Source organism: Achromobacter sp. FW305-C-30-7 (genome assembly GCF_058783105.1).
This window is the reverse complement of record NZ_JBYSYI010000006.1, coordinates 174,322-189,911: the sequence shown is the minus strand read 5'-3', so window position 1 is coordinate 189,911 and position 15,590 is coordinate 174,322. Positions and strand designations below refer to the sequence as shown.

Below are 15,590 nucleotides of genomic sequence, written 5' to 3'. Positions count from 1 at the left end.
ACGAATCTGCGATACTGTTTATTTGTACAGCTAGTGAGTATCAAGGTTGTCCATATGTTGGACGCGTGACTCACAATATAGTCAATTATTCCATATCGCCGCGCTCGGAACCAGCGATGGGTTGTCGCTCGGGCAGGCCTCTCCCCTCAGGCTACGATACCGTCCATGAGCTCCCAAATTCGCATCGTTGGCGCCCGCCAGAACAATCTCAAGAACCTGGACCTGACCATCGCCACCGGCGAACTGGTCGTCGTGACCGGCGTGTCGGGGTCCGGCAAAAGTTCGCTGGCCTTTGACACTCTGTACGCCGAGGGCCAGCGGCGTTATGTGGAAACCTTTTCGCCCTATGCGCGCCAGTTCCTGGACCGCATGGACAAGCCGCAGGTGGACCGCATCGAGGGCATCCTGCCCGCCATCGCCATCGACCAGACCAACCCGGTGCGCAGCTCGCGCAGCACGGTCGGCACGATGACGGAACTGAACGACCATCTGAAGCTGCTGTTCGCGCGCGGCGCCAAGCTGTATTGCCGCGGCTGCGGCAAGGTGGTGCGGCGCGACACGCCGGATTCCGTCTACCACTCGCTGGCCGAGCGCGCCGCCGCCGCGGGCGACCCGCGGCTGGTGGTGACCTTCCCCATCGCCGTCCCCTCCAACTTCACCGAAGAAGAGGTGCGCGGCTTCCTGGAGCAACAGGGCTACACCCGCGTGCACGCCGAGGAAACCGCGGCGCCGCGCGCGGCCGCCCCGGCCAAGGGCGCCAAGAAATCCAAGGCCGCGAAGAGCGGCACCGAATCGCGCCGCATCCTGCACGTGATCCAGGACCGCTTCCGCTTCGCCGGCACCGAGCGCGAACGCGTGATGGAAGCGCTGGACACCGCGCTGCGCATGGGCGCCGGCCACCTCGCGGTCTATGTGATGGACGCCGAAGGCGGCAACGCCCACATCTGGAAGTACAGCGACCGCCTGCATTGCGCCGATTGCGACATCGAATACACCGATCCCCTGCCCAGCAGCTTCTCGTTCAACTCGCCCCTGGGCGCGTGCGAGGCCTGCCGCGGCTTCGGCCGCGTGATCGGCATCGATTTCGGCCTGGTCATCCCGGACGAAAACAAGACCCTGCTGGAAGGGGCCATCAAGCCCTGGACCACGCCGTCGTACAAGGAATGCCAGGACGAACTGCAAAAGTACGCGCCCAAGGCCGGCATCCCGCTAGGCGTGCCATGGAAGAGCATGAGCGAGGAGCACAAGCGCTGGGTGCTGTACGGCACGCCCGACTGGAAGGGCGGCAACGACGCCTGGAAGCACCAGTGGTACGGCGTGCAGCGCTTTTTCGACTGGCTGGAAACCAAGGCCTACAAGATGCACGTGCGCGTGCTGCTGTCGAAGTACCGCAGCTACACGCCCTGCCCCACCTGCAACGGCGCGCGGCTCAAGCCCGATGCGCTGCTCTGGCGCCTGGGCACCAAGGAAGAAGCCGACACCGTGCTGCCGCCGGCAGACGGCCGCTACAAGCGTTTCATGCCCGTGGGCGCCAACTGGAGCCGCGAGCAGCTCGAAGGCCTGGGCGGCCTGTCCATCCATGACGTGATGCTGCTGCCCATCGAACGCGTGCGGATCTTCTTCGACACGCTGTCGTTCTCGGGCGCGCTGGACGCCGCCACCGACCTGCTCATGACCGAAGTGCGCGCGCGGCTCAAGTTCCTGTGCGACGTGGGCCTGGGCTATCTGACGCTGGACCGCCAGAGCCGCACGCTGTCGGGCGGCGAAGTGCAGCGCATCAACCTGACCACGGCGCTGGGCACCTCGCTGGTGAACACGCTGTTCGTGCTGGACGAGCCGTCCATCGGCCTGCACCCGCGCGACATGCACCGCGTCGTCGAAGTCATGCACCGCCTGCGCAACGCCGGCAACACGCTGGTGGTGGTCGAGCACGATCCGCAGGTCATGGTGGCCGCGGACCGCATCATCGACATCGGACCCGGCCCCGGCGAACGCGGCGGCCAGATCGTCTTCGACGGCACGCCGGCCCAGCTGCGCGCGGCGCGCACGCTGACAGGCGACTACCTGGGCGGCCGCCAGCGCGTGGAAGCGCCGCGGCCCATGCCGGTGGCGGCGAACACGCCGCGCCTGCTGCTGGAAGGCGTCAGCGCGCACAACCTGAAGAACGTCTCGGTCGAACTGCCGCTGGGCCGCCTGGTGTGCGTGACCGGCGTGTCCGGTTCGGGCAAGTCCACGCTGGTGCAGGACGTGCTCTACCCCGCCCTGCTGAAGCAGAAAGGCAAGCCCTCGGAAGCGCCCGGCGCCTTCGACCGCCTGCTGGGCGCGGAGCAGATCGCCGACGTGGTCATGGTGGACCAGACCCCCATCGGCAAGACGGCCCGCTCCAACCCCGCCAGCTACGTGGGCGCGTTCGACGCGATCCGCAAGCTGTTCGCCCAAGCCCCGCTGGCACGCGAGCGCGCCTACACCGCAGGCACCTTCAGCTTCAACGGCGGCGACGGCCGCTGCCCCACTTGCGGCGGCACCGGCTTCGAGCACGTGGAGATGCAGTTCCTGTCCGACGTGTACCTGCGCTGCCCGGACTGCGACGGCAAGCGCTTCCGCCCCGAAGTGCTGGAGGTGCGCGTCGAACACCTGGGCAAGAGCGCGTCCATCGACGAAGTGCTGGAGATGACCGTCAGCGAGGCGCTGGACTTCTTCAAGGGCCTGCGCGACGTGCAGACCGGTCTTGCGCCGCTGGCCGACGTGGGCCTGGAATACGTGCGGCTGGGCCAGCCCGTGCCCACCCTGTCTGGCGGCGAGGCGCAGCGCCTGAAGCTGGCCGGCCACCTGGCCGAAGCGGCGCGCAGCGGCATCTCGACCGCCAAGGTCGCCAAGAAGGGCAGCCTGTTCCTGTTCGACGAACCCACCACCGGCCTGCACTTCGACGACGTGGCGCGGCTGATGCGCGCCTTCCGCAAGCTGCTGGCCGCCGGCCACACCTTGCTGGTAATCGAGCACAACCTCGACGTGATCCGGGCGGCCGACTGGCTGATCGACCTGGGCCCCGAAGGCGGCGACGCCGGCGGCCTGGTCATCGGCACCGGCACGCCGCAGGACCTGATGGACAACCCCAAGTCGCACACCGGCGCCGCCCTGCGCGACTACGAGGTCAGCATCCTGCCGGCCGACGTGGTCGTGAGCAGCGACGCCGATGCGCAGGAGGTCGAACAGGCCGGGCTGACGGCCCGCATCGCCGAGCCGGGCGAAGCCTACGCCGCGGACGTGGGCCGCCCGCTGCAGTCCCTCATGCGCGAACGCCGCCAAGCCAATATGGCGATCGAGATCCGCAACGCCCGCGAGCACAACCTGAAGAACGTCAGCGTGGAGATTCCGCGCGACAAGTTCACCGTCATCACCGGCGTGTCCGGTTCCGGCAAGTCCACGCTGGCCTTCGACATCCTGTTCAACGAAGGGCAGCGCCGCTATCTGGAATCGCTCAACGCCTATGCCCGCGCCATCGTGCAGCCGGCCGGCAAGCCGGACGTGGACGCCATCTTCGGCATCCCGCCCACGGTCGCCATCGAACAGCGCACCAGCCGCGGCGGACGCAAGTCCACCGTGGCCACGATGACCGAAATCCATCACTTCCTGCGCCTGCTGTACGTCAAGCTGGGCACGCAGTACTGCCCCGACTGCAACGTGGCGGTGGAACCGCAGAACACGGACCAGATCGTGGCGCGCCTGCTGCGCGAGCACAGGGGCGTGCACATCGGCCTGCTGGCGCCGCTGGTCACGGCCCGCAAGGGCTACTACACGGACCTGGCCAAATGGGCCGGATCCAAGGGCCACTCGCACTTGCGCGTGGACGGCGAGTTCATTCCCGTTACCCCCTGGCCGCGCCTGGACCGCTACAAGGAACACACCATCGAACTGCCGGTAGCAGACGTGGTGGTGGACCCCGCCAATGAGGCCGAGCTGCGCGCCGCGGTCAAGAGCGCACTTGAGAACGGCCAAGGCGTCATGTCGGTGGTCTGGCCGGTGAACAAGCTGCACGAGGCGCTGGACAGCGACCTGCAGCAGCAACACTTCTCGGTCAAGCGCGCCTGCCCGTCCTGCGGCACCAGCTTCCCCGAGCCGGATCCGCGCCTGTTCTCGTACAACTCCAAGCATGGCTGGTGCACCGGCTGCTTCGGCACGGGCCTGCAGCTGCAAGGCTTCGACGAAGAGCAGACCGGCGAGGAAACCGCCTGGAACGCCTGGTACGAAGGCGAGGCCAAAGCCTGCACGCAATGCGACGGAGAGCGCCTGAACCGGGTGGCCCGCGCCGTGCGCTGGCGCGACAAGTCCATCGCCGAACTGGCCTCGCTGCCGGTGTCGGACGCGCATACCTTCTTCACGGGGTTGGTCGCGCGCGGCCGCGAAGGCGAGATCGCCCGCGACATCCTCACGGAAATCCGCGGACGCCTGAACTTCATGCAAGAAGTGGGGCTGAACTACCTGGCGCTGGACCGGGCCGCGCCCACGCTGTCCGGCGGCGAGGCTCAGCGCATCCGCCTGGCCGCGCAGCTGGGCTCCAATCTGCAGGGCGTCTGCTACGTGCTGGACGAGCCCACCATCGGCCTGCACCCGCGCGACAACCGCATCCTGCTGGACGCGCTGGCGCGCCTGGAAGGCAACGGCAATACGCTGGTGGTGGTGGAACACGACGACGACACCATCCGCCGCGCCTCGCACATCATCGACATCGGCCCGGGTGCGGGCATCCGCGGCGGCCGCGTAGTGGCCCAGGGCAGCGCGCAGGATCTGATCGACGCGCCCGAATCGGTCACCGGCCGCTATCTGGCCAAACCCTTGCAGCATCCGCTGCAAGGCCGCCGGCCGGTCGAGGCCGACACGCCCATGATCGAGATCAAGGGCGCCCGCCTGCACAATCTGCGCAGCGTGGACGCGAAGATTCCAGTGGGCCGCCTGAGCGTGGTGACCGGCGTGTCGGGCTCGGGCAAGTCCACGCTGGCGCGCGAAGTGCTGCTGGACAACTTGATGCAGGCCGTCTCGCAAGGCAAGTCGCCGGGCTGGGCGGGCTGCGACAGCATCAAGGGCTGGGAAGCCATCGACCGTGTGCTGGAAGTGGACCAGACGCCCATCGGCAAGACGCCACGCTCCTGCCCGGCCACCTACGTGGGCTTCTGGGACGACGTGCGCAAGCAGTTCGCCGACACCCGTGAAGCGCGCATGCGCGGCTGGACGGCGGCGCGCTTCTCGTTCAACACCGGCGACGGCCGCTGCCCGATCTGCGAAGGCCAGGGCATGCGCACCATCGAGATGAACTTCCTGCCGGACGTGAAGGTGCCTTGCGACGCCTGCAACGGCGCGCGCTTCAACCACGACACGCTCAGCACACAGATGCGCGGCAAGAATGCCGGCGAGCTGCTGTCCATGGAAGTGGACGACGCCATCGGCTACTTCGCGGCGCATCCCAAGATCCACCGCCCGCTGCAGCTGATGCAGGACGTGGGCCTGGGCTACCTGACGCTGGGACAGCCCTCGCCCACGCTGTCGGGCGGCGAAGCGCAGCGCATCAAGCTGGTGACCGAGCTGTCCAAGGCCCGCCTGACCGACGGCCTGATCAAGACCGGCCGCGCCTCGCGCATCCCGCACACGCTCTACGTGCTGGACGAGCCCACCGTGGGCCTGTCGATGGCCGACGTGGAGAAGCTGATCCACGTGCTGCACCGCCTGGTGGAAGCCGGCAATACCGTGGTGGTGATCGAGCACAACCTGGACGTGATCGCCGAGGCCGACTGGCTGCTGGACCTGGGCCCCGAAGGCGGCACGGGCGGCGGCAAGCTGGTGGGCGAAGGCTCGCCCGAACACGTCATGACCCTGAGCGACCACTCCCATACCGGACGGGTCCTGAAGGAATTCCTGGCACATCAACAGCAGTAAGAAGCATGCAATGTCGTTTTGAAGACCGGCTGGCCGGCCGCGCGCTGCGGTTCGAGGGCTTGTGCTCGCGGATCGAGGCGCGCTGCGCCGCCGAGGTCGCCCCCGCCCTGGCCGCCATCGAGGCGCAGCGGCGGCAGGGCCGCTGGATCGCCCTCTTGCTGGATTACGAACTGGGCGAATGGCTGCTGCCCGAGGCCGCCATGGCGCCGCCCGCCGGCCCCTGGACGCCGCCGCGCGATGACGGCAAGCCACGCCTGACGGCGCTGGTGTTCGAACGCAAGCAGGACGAAGCGCCCTGGGACGCGCCGCAATCCGGCAGTGCGCCCGCCGCCCTCAGCCTGCCCGCGCCGCGCATGACCGAGGCCGACTACGTGCGCCAGATCGACGCCATCCGCGGCCTGATCGGCGACGGCGAGCTGTATCAGGTGAACTACACCCAGCCGCTGGACCTGCAGTTCCAGGGCGACGCAGCCATGCTGTACCGGCGCATCGCGGCCCGCAACCCGGTGGCGCACGGCGCGTTCATCGAGGACGGCGAGCGCACGGTGCTGTCGTTCTCGCCCGAACTGTTCGTGCGCCGCGACGGCCCCCGCCTGACCACGTGCCCGATGAAGGGAACGGCCCCACGCCACGCCGATCCGGCCGAGGACGAACGACTGGGCCAGGCGCTGCTCGCCAGCGAAAAGAACCGCGCCGAAAACCTGATGATCGTGGACCTGCTGCGCAACGATCTGGGCCGGCTGGCCGAGCCGGGCTCGGTGCGGGTCGACGCCCTGTTCTCGCTGGAGCGCTACCCCACGGTCTGGACCATGACCTCCACGGTATCGGCGCTGGCGCCGCGGGCTACGCTTGCAGAGGTGCTGCGCGCGCTGTTTCCCTGCGGCTCCATCACCGGCGCCCCCAAGGTGGCGGCCATGCGCCGCATCCGCCAGATGGAGACGGCGCCGCGCGGCCTGTATTGCGGCAGCATCGGCTGGCTGGCGCCCGACGGCGACTTCTCGCTGAACGTCGCGATCCGCACCTTGGTGCTGGACCAGGCCGGACATGGGATCTACAGCGTGGGCGGCGGCATCGTGCACGATTCCGACCCGGCCGAGGAATGGCAGGAATGCCATTGGAAAGCCCGGATCCTGCGGACCTGAAGCCACCTGTCCTGGCGCCCGCGCCACCGGCGCGGACATCGGTAGTAGGATAGAGCGCGCCCGCGGCATCTACACACCAGGAGACTCCCATGCAACCCGAACTGATCGAGACCATCCTGGTCGATGCCGAACGCCGCGTGCCGCTGCTGGCGCGCCACCTCAAGCGCCTGGAAACCTCCTGCAAGGCCCTGGGCTATGGCTGGGGCGGCCGGGCCGTCGAGGCCGACATCATGATCACCGCGCTGGGCCTGTCCACCCCCGGGCCGTACCGGCTGCGCCTGCTGGTGGCGCGCGACGGCAGCCGCAACATCCAGACCGCGCCGCTGCCACCCCTGCCGGCCGTGCAGGAAGCCATGCTGGCGCCCGAAGCGCTGCGCTCTTCCGAGCCGCTGCTGCGCTACAAAACCACCTACCGCCCCTGGTACACCAAGACCATCGAATGGCTGCCCTCGCATCCTCACATCTTCGACCTGCTGTACCTGAACGAGCGCGGTGAGCTCTGCGAAGGCAGCCGCAGCAACGTCTATCTGCGCCTGGACGGCGACTGGTACACGCCGCCCGTCGACAGCGGCTGCCTGCCGGGCGTGCAGCGCGCCGAACTGCTGGAAACGGGCCAGGTGGAGGAACGCGTGCTGACCCTGGCCGACCTGCACGCCGCCGAGGAAATCCGCCTCTCCAACGCGCTACGCGGCTGGCTTCCCGTCACGCTGCGCGAGGCTTAGTCCGCGAACTCGTCGACCACCACCTGCCGCAGCCACTGGTTGGCCGGCTCGCGGTGGTTGCGGGCGTGCCAGAACACATTGATGACCGACTCCGGGATCTTCACCGGACAGGGCGCGGTCGCCAGGCCGAACGGGCCGCAGGCGCAGTCGGCAAAACGCTGCGGCACCACGGCGATCATGTCGGTGGCGGCCAGCACCGGCCCCACCGCGATGAAGTGCGGCACCGTCAGGCGCAGGCGCCGGCGGATGCCGGCCTGCCCTATCACCTGATCCACCACGCCGTGACCCGTGCCTTCCGATGCGATGGCCACGTGCTCGGCCGCACGGAACTGGCGGGCCGATACGCCGGTGCGCGCCAGGGGATGATCGCGGCGGAAGATGCACACATAGGGCTGGCGGAACAGCAGGCGCTGGAAGAAGCCGCTATTCAGGTCGGGCAGGAAGCCCATGGCCAAGTCGATGCGGCCGCGCTCCATTTCGTCCTTCACGTCGATCGAGGTGGTGCGCACGGTGCGCACCGTGACATTCGGCGCGGCGCGGTCCAGCGCGCGCATCAACCGCGGCAGGAAGTAGCTTTCGCCCACGTCGTTCACGCCGATCACAAAGGCGCGTCCGCTGTGCGCCGGGTCGAACGCAGCGCGGGCGTTCAGGGTGCTGTGCAGCGCTTCCAACGCGGCGGCGATGGGCTGCGCCAGGTCCTGCGCATAGGGCGTGGGCACCATGCCGCGCGAGGTCCGCAGGAACAACTCGTCGCCCAGCAGCTTGCGCAGCCGGCCCAGCGCATTGCTGACGCCGGGTTGCGAGATGCCCAGGCTCTCGGCCACGGCGGACACCCGGCCGTGCTTCCATAGTTCATTGAAGACCACCAGCAGGTTCAGGTCCACGTCTTGCAGGTTCATCGGCTTGTCCCCACCAATATTGATTCTGGTGATTTATCTCATCATGCAGATTCTATTTATTTATTTCACAGCCTGCCCGATGATGCAACAAACGCCAGCGCCCATGCCGCGCCGGCTCTGCCGGACCGCCCCCCGCGGTCCGCCGAACCAAGGAGACTGCCATGCGTGCCTGTACGCTGCCCGCCGCCGCGCCCTGTCGCCGGAGCGGATCATGAATGCCCCCGAGCAACCGATCGAATTCGCCCCGCGCTGGCAAACCGACGGATCCCACCGCATCCCCTTCGGCGTCTACACCGACGCCGCCCTGCACCAGCGGGAAATGGAGCGGTTCTTCTATCGCGCGCACTGGAGCTATGTGGGCCTGGAAGCCGAGATCCCCAACCCGGGCGATTTCAAGCGCACGGCCGTGGGCGAACGCTCGGTCATCCTGCTGCGCGACAACGACGGCCAGGTGCGCGTGGTGGAGAACGTGTGCGCCCACCGCGGCGTGCAGTTCTGCCGCGAGCGTTCCGGCAACCGCAGCGAATTCGTCTGTCCGTACCACCAGTGGAACTACGACCTGCAGGGCAACCTGATCGGCGTGCCGTTCCGCCGCGGCGTCAAGCAGGACGGCAAGGTCAATGGCGGCATGCCGCCCGACTTCAAGCCGGAAGAGCACGGCCTGACCAAGCTGGCCGTGGCCTGCCGCAACGGCGTGGTGTTCGCCTCGTTCGACCATGACGTGGAGCCGCTGGAGGACTATCTGGGTCCGGACATCCTGCATTACTTCGACCGCGTCTTCGATGGCCGCGAACTGGTGATCCATGGCTACAGCCGCCAGCGCATCCCGGGCAACTGGAAGCTGATGCAGGAGAACATCAAGGATCCTTATCATCCTGGCCTGCTGCACACCTGGTTCGTCACCTTCGGCCTGTGGCGGGCGGACAACCGCTCCGAGTTGAAGATGGACCAGCACTTGCGCCACGCCGCCATGATCTCGACGCGCGGCCAGGGGGGCAAGGGCAGCGTGACCAGCGGGGTGTCCAGCTTCAAGGAACAGATGTCGCTGAACGACGACCGCTTCCTGGACATCGTGCCGGAACCCTGGTGGAACGGCCCCACCGCCGTGCTGATGACGCTGTTCCCCAGCGTCATCATCCAGCAGCAGGTGAACTCGCTGTCCACGCGCCACATCCAGCCGGTGGGCCACGACGCCTTCGACTTCGTGTGGACGCATTTCGGCTTCGCCGAGGACACGCCCGAGATGACGCGCCGCCGCCTGCGCCAGGCCAATCTGTTCGGCCCGGCGGGCTTCGTGTCGGCGGACGATGGCGAGGTCATCGAATTCTCGCAATCGGGCTTTGAACAAAAGCCCTGGCACCGCAGCGTGGCGGAACTGGGCGGCAAGACCGCCGAGAACACCGACCACATGGTCACGGAAACGCTGATCCGCGGCATGTACGCGTATTGGCGGCGGGTCATGGAGGCCTGACGATGCTGGACTTTTCCCTCTACTACCAACTGACCTGCCTGTACAACGACTACGCCGCCGCACTGGACGCGGAAGAATGGGAGAAGTGGCCCGAGTTCTTCCTGGAGGACTGCGTGTACAAGGTGCTGCCGCGCGAGAACCACGAGCGCGGCTATCCGCTGGCAACCATGGCGTTCGAAAGCCGCGGCATGCTGAAGGACCGCATCTACGGCGCCACCGACACCATCTTCCACGATCCCTACTACCAGCGCCACGTGGTCGGCGCGCCGCGCGTGCTGTCGGTGCAGGGCGACCGCATCGAGTCCGAGGCCAACTACGCCGTGTTCCGCACCAAGCCCAGCCAGCTGACCACGGTATTCAACGTGGGCCGTTACCTGGACGTGGTTCGGCGCGGCCCGGACGGGCTCAAGTTCGAATCGCGGTTGTGCATCTTCGACAGCGAGCTGGTGCCGAATTCGCTTATCTATCCCATCTGACCAAGGACATGACAGCTATGAGCACGCAATGGATCAAGGCCATCGCGCGGGACGAAGTGCCTGAGGAAGACGTCATCGCCGTGCAGGCCGGCGGCCGCGAAATCGCGCTGTATGGCGTGGACGGCGAGGTCTACGCCACCGCCAACCTCTGTACGCACGGCAATGCGCGGCTGTGCGATGGCTTTCTGATGGGGCATGAAATCGAATGTCCGCTGCATCAGGGACGCTTTGACGTGCGCGATGGACGCGCGCTCTGTTCGCCGCTGCGCGAGAACATTGCCACTTATCCGGTCAGGATCGAGGACGGCGTGGTGTTCGTGGCGTTGTAGGGCAGCGGTTCAGACGGCCAGGCGCAGGGCTTCGTTGGCTGCCGCCATGCCCATGGCGGCCGTGACGGTCACGACCGAGCCATAACCGGCGCAGGACAGGCCTTGCGGCGCCAGGGCCTGGCCCGAGGCGCCCATGTCGTCCTCGCCTTCGGTGGGGCGGGTCCAGGCGTCGGGCAGGATGGCGGGCTGGTCGAACCACAGGGCGTGGATGCCCATCTTCGGCACGCGCTTCAAGGCTTTTCCATTCTGGTCGGAGGCCCGCGGAAAACCATGTTCGCGGCGCAGTTTGTTGCGCAGCTTGGACAGCAGGGCGTCGTTGACCGCGGCGGACAGGTCGCCGGCGCGCAGGGCTAGCGGATCGGTCTTGCCGCCGGCGCCGCCGCACAAGAGCATGGGCACGCCGATTTCCCGCGCATGCAGGATCATCGCGATCTTGGCTGCGGCCTGGTCCGTGCAGTCGATGATGACGGAGTAAGGGCCGGGCAGGACCTGGGCGACGTTCTCGGGCGACACAAAGTCATCTACCCGGGTCAGCCGGCATTCCGGGTTGATGGCCAGCACGCGTTCGGCCATGGCATCGACCTTGGACTGGCCCAGCGTGGCGGTCAGCGCATGGATCTGGCGGTTGACGTTGGATTCGGCGATGTGGTCGAGGTCGATGAGGGTCAATGCGCCTACCCCGCAGCGGGCCAGGGCTTCGACGGTCCAGGAACCTACGCCGCCCAGGCCTGCTATCGCCACGTGGGCGTTGCGAAGACGAGCTGGGGCTTCGGGGCCATACAGACGGGAGAGACTGCCGAAGCGGCGGTCGAGGTCGGCGGCGGGGTCCGGGATGGGGTCGGGGATGCTCATGGAGTCGTATTTTATTGCAGGCGGGTGTTCTGGTTCTTAAGACGCCCGGCGCGGCGGCGCCCGGGGTGGGGCGGGGCAACGATTGCGGTCCGGAGCGTTCGCTCCGGACTGCCCCGTCGTCATCGTCGTCCAGGCCTGCGGCCTTCCCTTCCGATTCCCTCGGGCTTATCGACGCCCCACCCCACCCCGGGCGCCGCCGCGCCGGGCTCTGCCAGCTGAATCTTGCCGGCCGCAGGGACGGACGGTGTGCTTGACGTTCTCATCCCCCGGACGAGAAGGAGCGAAAGATCTTGCGGGGACGCCAAAGACGGCCGCGCAGGCGGCCTGCTTTGGCATATGGGTGTTGTGCGGGGCGTCTGTGGATATGTGGGGGGTGCTGCGGACGGGTGAGCCATTCGAAGCAGATGGGGCCAAGTGATGGCTTAGCGTCCGCGATATTGCGGCGCCCGCTTCTCTTGAAATGCGCGTCGCCCCTCGATGCGGTCTTGCGTGTCCCGCAGCACGCCGAAGGCGTAGCGTTCAAGTTCGATCGCGCCATCGAGCGGCATTTCCATGCCTTCCCGGACCAATCGCTTGACGGCTCGAACGGCGAGCGGCGCGTTCGATGCAATACGGCGGGCTATGGCCTGAGCCATGGGCAGAAGGTCCTCGGCCGGGGCGATACGACTGACCAGTCCTATTCTCAGAGCTTCGTCGGCGTCGATGCGGTCACCGGTAAGTAGCAGGAGCATTGCGCTGGATAATCCGATGGCCCGTGGCAGACGCTGCGTTCCGCCGCCGCTGGGTATGCTGCCGATGCGGACTTCGGACAATCCGAAGCTGGCGTCTTTTGAAGCGATGCGGATGTCGCAAGCGAGCGCGAGCTCCAGCCCTCCTCCAATCGCATGGCCGTTGATGGCGCAGATGATCGGCTGTGCGATTTTCATGGCCGCAATGATGGAGTCGGATTGATTGCGGCCGAAAGTCAGCTCCGCGAAGCTTTCTTTTGGGGGCATGGTCTTCTTCAGATCGGAGCCCGTGCTGAAAGCCTTGTCACCAGCCCCGGTCAAGATCACCACACGGATCGTGTCATCGTTGGAGATGCCTGCCAATGCCGTGCGGAGCTCTGCCCGCGTCTCCGGGTCTATGGCGTTCATCGCCTCCGGGCGATCAAGCGTGATGGTTGCGACGCCGTCGTCCACATGGGTATGTACTGTCATGATGCATCCTCTTTTCCTGGCCTGGACGGCAGCCGCTTTCCAATGGAATTCGCGGCGTAGGCCGGCGCCTTCCGTGCCGGATTCATCGCAGCGCTCCGATGCCGCGCAATTCCGCAATCCTGGCGTCGCTCAGCCTGAGCCGCTCTTTCAAGACCTGGTCTGTGTGCTGTCCCAGCAAAGGCGCTGGAGACCTCGCATCACCAGGCGTCCGGGAAAGCTTCATGGGCGGCGCGCTGTAGACGGACACGCCCATCTCAAGATGATCCAGCCAGCGCCAATGGCCGCGATGCGCGAGTTGGGGGTCGTTGCGTAGAACGTCCGCCGCGTCTTGGACCAGTCCGGCATGTACACCTTGCGCCTGCGCTCGTTCCATCAGGGCGTGGCCGGCCTCGCCTCTGGTCAGGCGGGCGATGTCCTGGTCCAGTTGGGAACGATGGCGCAGGCGCAGGCCAGGCGTCCCGTAGTCGGCGTTTTGCAGCGCGACGGGGTTGCCGAGCGCGGTCTGTAGTCCATGCCACTGGCGATCGTTCTTGGCGGACAAGGCGATCCAGCGATCTATTCCCGCGCATGGATAGACTCCGTGCGGAGAAAACGGCTCGTGCAGATTGCCGCGTGCGGCCGCGACCCGGCCATTGGCGGAGTATTCGGCGACCGCGGTGCCAAGAAGCGCGATCGTGGGTTCGATCTGCGCGAGGTCGATGTACTGTCCCTGGCCTGTGCGGCGGCGATGGCGCAATGCCGATAGCACGGCGACGGCGGCGTGTGTGGGGTTGGGAATATGGTCGGGAAAGTTGGTGCCGGTTCCCGCGGGCGGACGGCCGGGCAGGCCGCACAAGTGTTGCAGGCCGGTTAGCGCCCCCATGGTCAGGCCGTAACCCAGGTAGCTCGCCTGCGGCCCTTCATCGCCTTGCATCGACATTGCCAGGTAAATGATGGATGGGTTGCAGTCGCGTACCGCGGAGTATCCCAGGCCCAAACGGTCCATGGCGCCAGGGGTGAAGTTGTTGGCGACGACATCGGCGCCCTTGATCAGCTCCAGGACCACCGACAAGGCCTCTGGAGACTTGAGGTTCAAGGTGATGCTGCGCTTGCTGGAGTTTCGGTCGGCGAAGTAGCCGCTGCGATTCACGCCCGGCAGGCCGTCCTTGAAGGGCTTGGCTTGCCGCAACGAGTCCAGGCGATCGGCGCTCTCGATCTTGATGACATCGGCGCCGAAATCCGCAAACAGCTTGGTGGTGAAGGAGCCCGCGCCTATCCAGGTGAAATCGATGATGGTGATGCCGCTCAGCGGCCCCGCTGATTTGCTATCGCTCATCACGCAGTGACCCCCGAAAGCAGCAAGATTTCCTGGTCCATGAATTCAATTCCAAGTTCACTCAAGATCGATGCCGTGTGTTCTCCGAGGCGGGGAGCTGGAGCGCCCAGCTGCCACGGCGTTTCAGTCAGGCGATAGGGAGCGCCAGGCACGGCAAAGGACGCGCCCGTGTACGGGTGTGCCGTCATCTGGAAGAAATGCCGATGCCGGAGTTGCGGATTGACCAAGAGATCCGCGCTGGTGCTGACCGGGCAAATGGGAATTCGTCTCTGCTGCCCGTCCGCGTACAGTTCCGCCTTTGTTCTGGTGGCGGCGTACGGCAGGAAAATTTGCTCGAATTTTTCCTTGGCGCCGTCACTCGCAAGAAACTCGGGATCCTGCCACTGGGGCTCCAGCAGCGAGGCAGCGCCGGGAGCGCCGGCATCCATGAGCCATTTGGCCGTGGCGGCCCAAAAACGATTGGCGGCGATTCCGCCCGCCATCAGGTAGACCATGCCGTCGCGGCACGAAAATACGCCGGTACCCGCCTGGCGTTGCTGGCCGCCATTCCGGCGCCGCACGGTCTCCTCGAGGTCGACGAACTGTGCCGCATTCTCCAAGGCCATCGATACGCACTCTTGTATCGACACGTCGACCAACTGTCCGCTGCCACTATGGGTTTCGCATTCCCACAGCGCGATCAAGGAACCCACCGCAGCGAATTGCGCCGCCGCCAGGTAGGCTTGCTGCCCGTATGCGGCTAGCGGTTCCGTATCGGGATAGCCGCCCAGATACAGCAATCCGCCCATCGCCAAGGTGGAGAGGTCATCGCCGGCATACGTGGCATACGGCCCTGTCAGGCCGTAAGGGCTGATGCGGGTCAGAACCAGGCTGGGGCGTACCGCGCAGAGGTCTGCATAGCCCAGATCGAAGCGCTCCAGCACGCCTACGCCCTGGTCCTCAATCATGATGTCGGCAGTCTGGGCCAGCCGCAGCGCCAGATCACGACCTTCTGGCCGGGAGAGGTCCAGGCAGACGCTCTTCTTGCCCTGGTTGAGGTACGCGTACGACAAGCTGCGTTCCGTGTGAGGCGCATCGCCGATGAACGGCCCGTTGCGCCTGGTTGCAGACCCCGCCGGAGGTTCGACGAGGATCACTTCTGCTCCGAGTTGGGCTAACAGCTTCCCGCAGTACTGCGTCGCATGCGTGCAGAAGTCCAGGACGCGCAGCCCTTGCAAGGCCGTCTGCCTAGAAATTCTATTTTCCATATATTGGACT

The 15,590-nt window shown here is 66.5% G+C and carries 11 protein-coding genes; 6 read left to right on the top strand and 5 right to left on the bottom strand.

Annotation, left to right across the window (positions count from 1 at the left end; all coding sequences use genetic code 11):
• Positions 1-165: 165 nt before the first annotated feature.
• From uvrA to AC3WOB_RS20685, 3 genes are all read left to right on the top strand, one after another.
• Complete coding sequence (gene uvrA, locus AC3WOB_RS20695) at positions 166-5,928, top strand: excinuclease ABC subunit UvrA (protein ID WP_492276047.1); 5,763 nt, start codon at positions 166-168, stop codon at positions 5,926-5,928.
• 5 nt (positions 5,929-5,933) lie between these two features.
• The gene (locus tag AC3WOB_RS20690) at positions 5,934-7,070 is read left to right on the top strand and encodes an aminodeoxychorismate synthase component I (protein WP_492276046.1); all 1,137 of its coding nucleotides are present in this window, start codon (positions 5,934-5,936) and stop codon (positions 7,068-7,070) included.
• Between the two features lie 89 nt (positions 7,071-7,159).
• A complete protein-coding gene (locus AC3WOB_RS20685) occupies positions 7,160-7,792 on the top strand; it encodes an aminotransferase class IV family protein (RefSeq protein ID WP_013391677.1) in 633 nt (210 codons plus the stop codon).
• Here AC3WOB_RS20685 and AC3WOB_RS20680 read toward each other — a convergent pair.
• Entirely contained in the window at positions 7,789-8,691 is a 903-nt protein-coding gene (locus tag AC3WOB_RS20680; protein WP_013391676.1) for a LysR family transcriptional regulator, read from the bottom strand. The genes AC3WOB_RS20685 and AC3WOB_RS20680 overlap by 4 nt on opposite strands.
• A gap of 211 nt (positions 8,692-8,902) precedes the next feature.
• Here AC3WOB_RS20680 and AC3WOB_RS20675 point away from each other — a divergent pair, with 211 nt between their 5' ends.
• From AC3WOB_RS20675 to AC3WOB_RS20665, 3 genes are read left to right on the top strand one after another with little or no spacing between them, the layout of a single operon-like run.
• A complete protein-coding gene (locus AC3WOB_RS20675; protein ID WP_492276045.1) occupies positions 8,903-10,162 on the top strand; it encodes an aromatic ring-hydroxylating dioxygenase subunit alpha in 1,260 nt (419 codons plus the stop codon).
• A gap of 2 nt (positions 10,163-10,164) precedes the next feature.
• The gene (locus AC3WOB_RS20670; protein ID WP_013391674.1) at positions 10,165-10,638 is read left to right on the top strand and encodes an aromatic-ring-hydroxylating dioxygenase subunit beta; all 474 of its coding nucleotides are present in this window, start codon (positions 10,165-10,167) and stop codon (positions 10,636-10,638) included.
• A 17-nt stretch (positions 10,639-10,655) separates the two neighbouring features.
• Entirely contained in the window at positions 10,656-10,967 is a 312-nt protein-coding gene (locus tag AC3WOB_RS20665; protein ID WP_013391673.1) for a non-heme iron oxygenase ferredoxin subunit, read from the top strand.
• A 9-nt stretch (positions 10,968-10,976) separates the two neighbouring features.
• On the opposite strand, the gene AC3WOB_RS20660 is transcribed toward AC3WOB_RS20665, so the two are convergent.
• The 4 genes from AC3WOB_RS20660 to AC3WOB_RS20645 form a co-directional block, all read right to left on the bottom strand.
• Positions 10,977-11,819 carry a tRNA threonylcarbamoyladenosine dehydratase gene (locus tag AC3WOB_RS20660; protein ID WP_492276044.1) on the bottom strand — a complete coding sequence of 281 codons (843 nt, stop codon included), beginning with the start codon at positions 11,817-11,819 and terminating at the stop codon, positions 10,977-10,979.
• A gap of 422 nt (positions 11,820-12,241) precedes the next feature.
• Positions 12,242-13,018 (bottom strand): enoyl-CoA hydratase/isomerase family protein, encoded by a 777-nt coding sequence (locus AC3WOB_RS20655; RefSeq protein WP_492276043.1) that lies wholly within the window; start codon positions 13,016-13,018, stop codon positions 12,242-12,244.
• 82 nt (positions 13,019-13,100) lie between these two features.
• Positions 13,101-14,333: a CaiB/BaiF CoA transferase family protein gene (locus tag AC3WOB_RS20650; protein WP_492276042.1), complete on the bottom strand. Its 1,233-nt coding sequence runs from the start codon at positions 14,331-14,333 to the stop codon at positions 13,101-13,103.
• Positions 14,333-15,580 (bottom strand): CaiB/BaiF CoA transferase family protein, encoded by a 1,248-nt coding sequence (locus tag AC3WOB_RS20645; protein WP_492276041.1) that lies wholly within the window; start codon positions 15,578-15,580, stop codon positions 14,333-14,335. The genes AC3WOB_RS20650 and AC3WOB_RS20645 overlap by 1 nt, the downstream gene beginning before the upstream one ends.
• Positions 15,581-15,590: the final 10 nt, after the last annotated feature.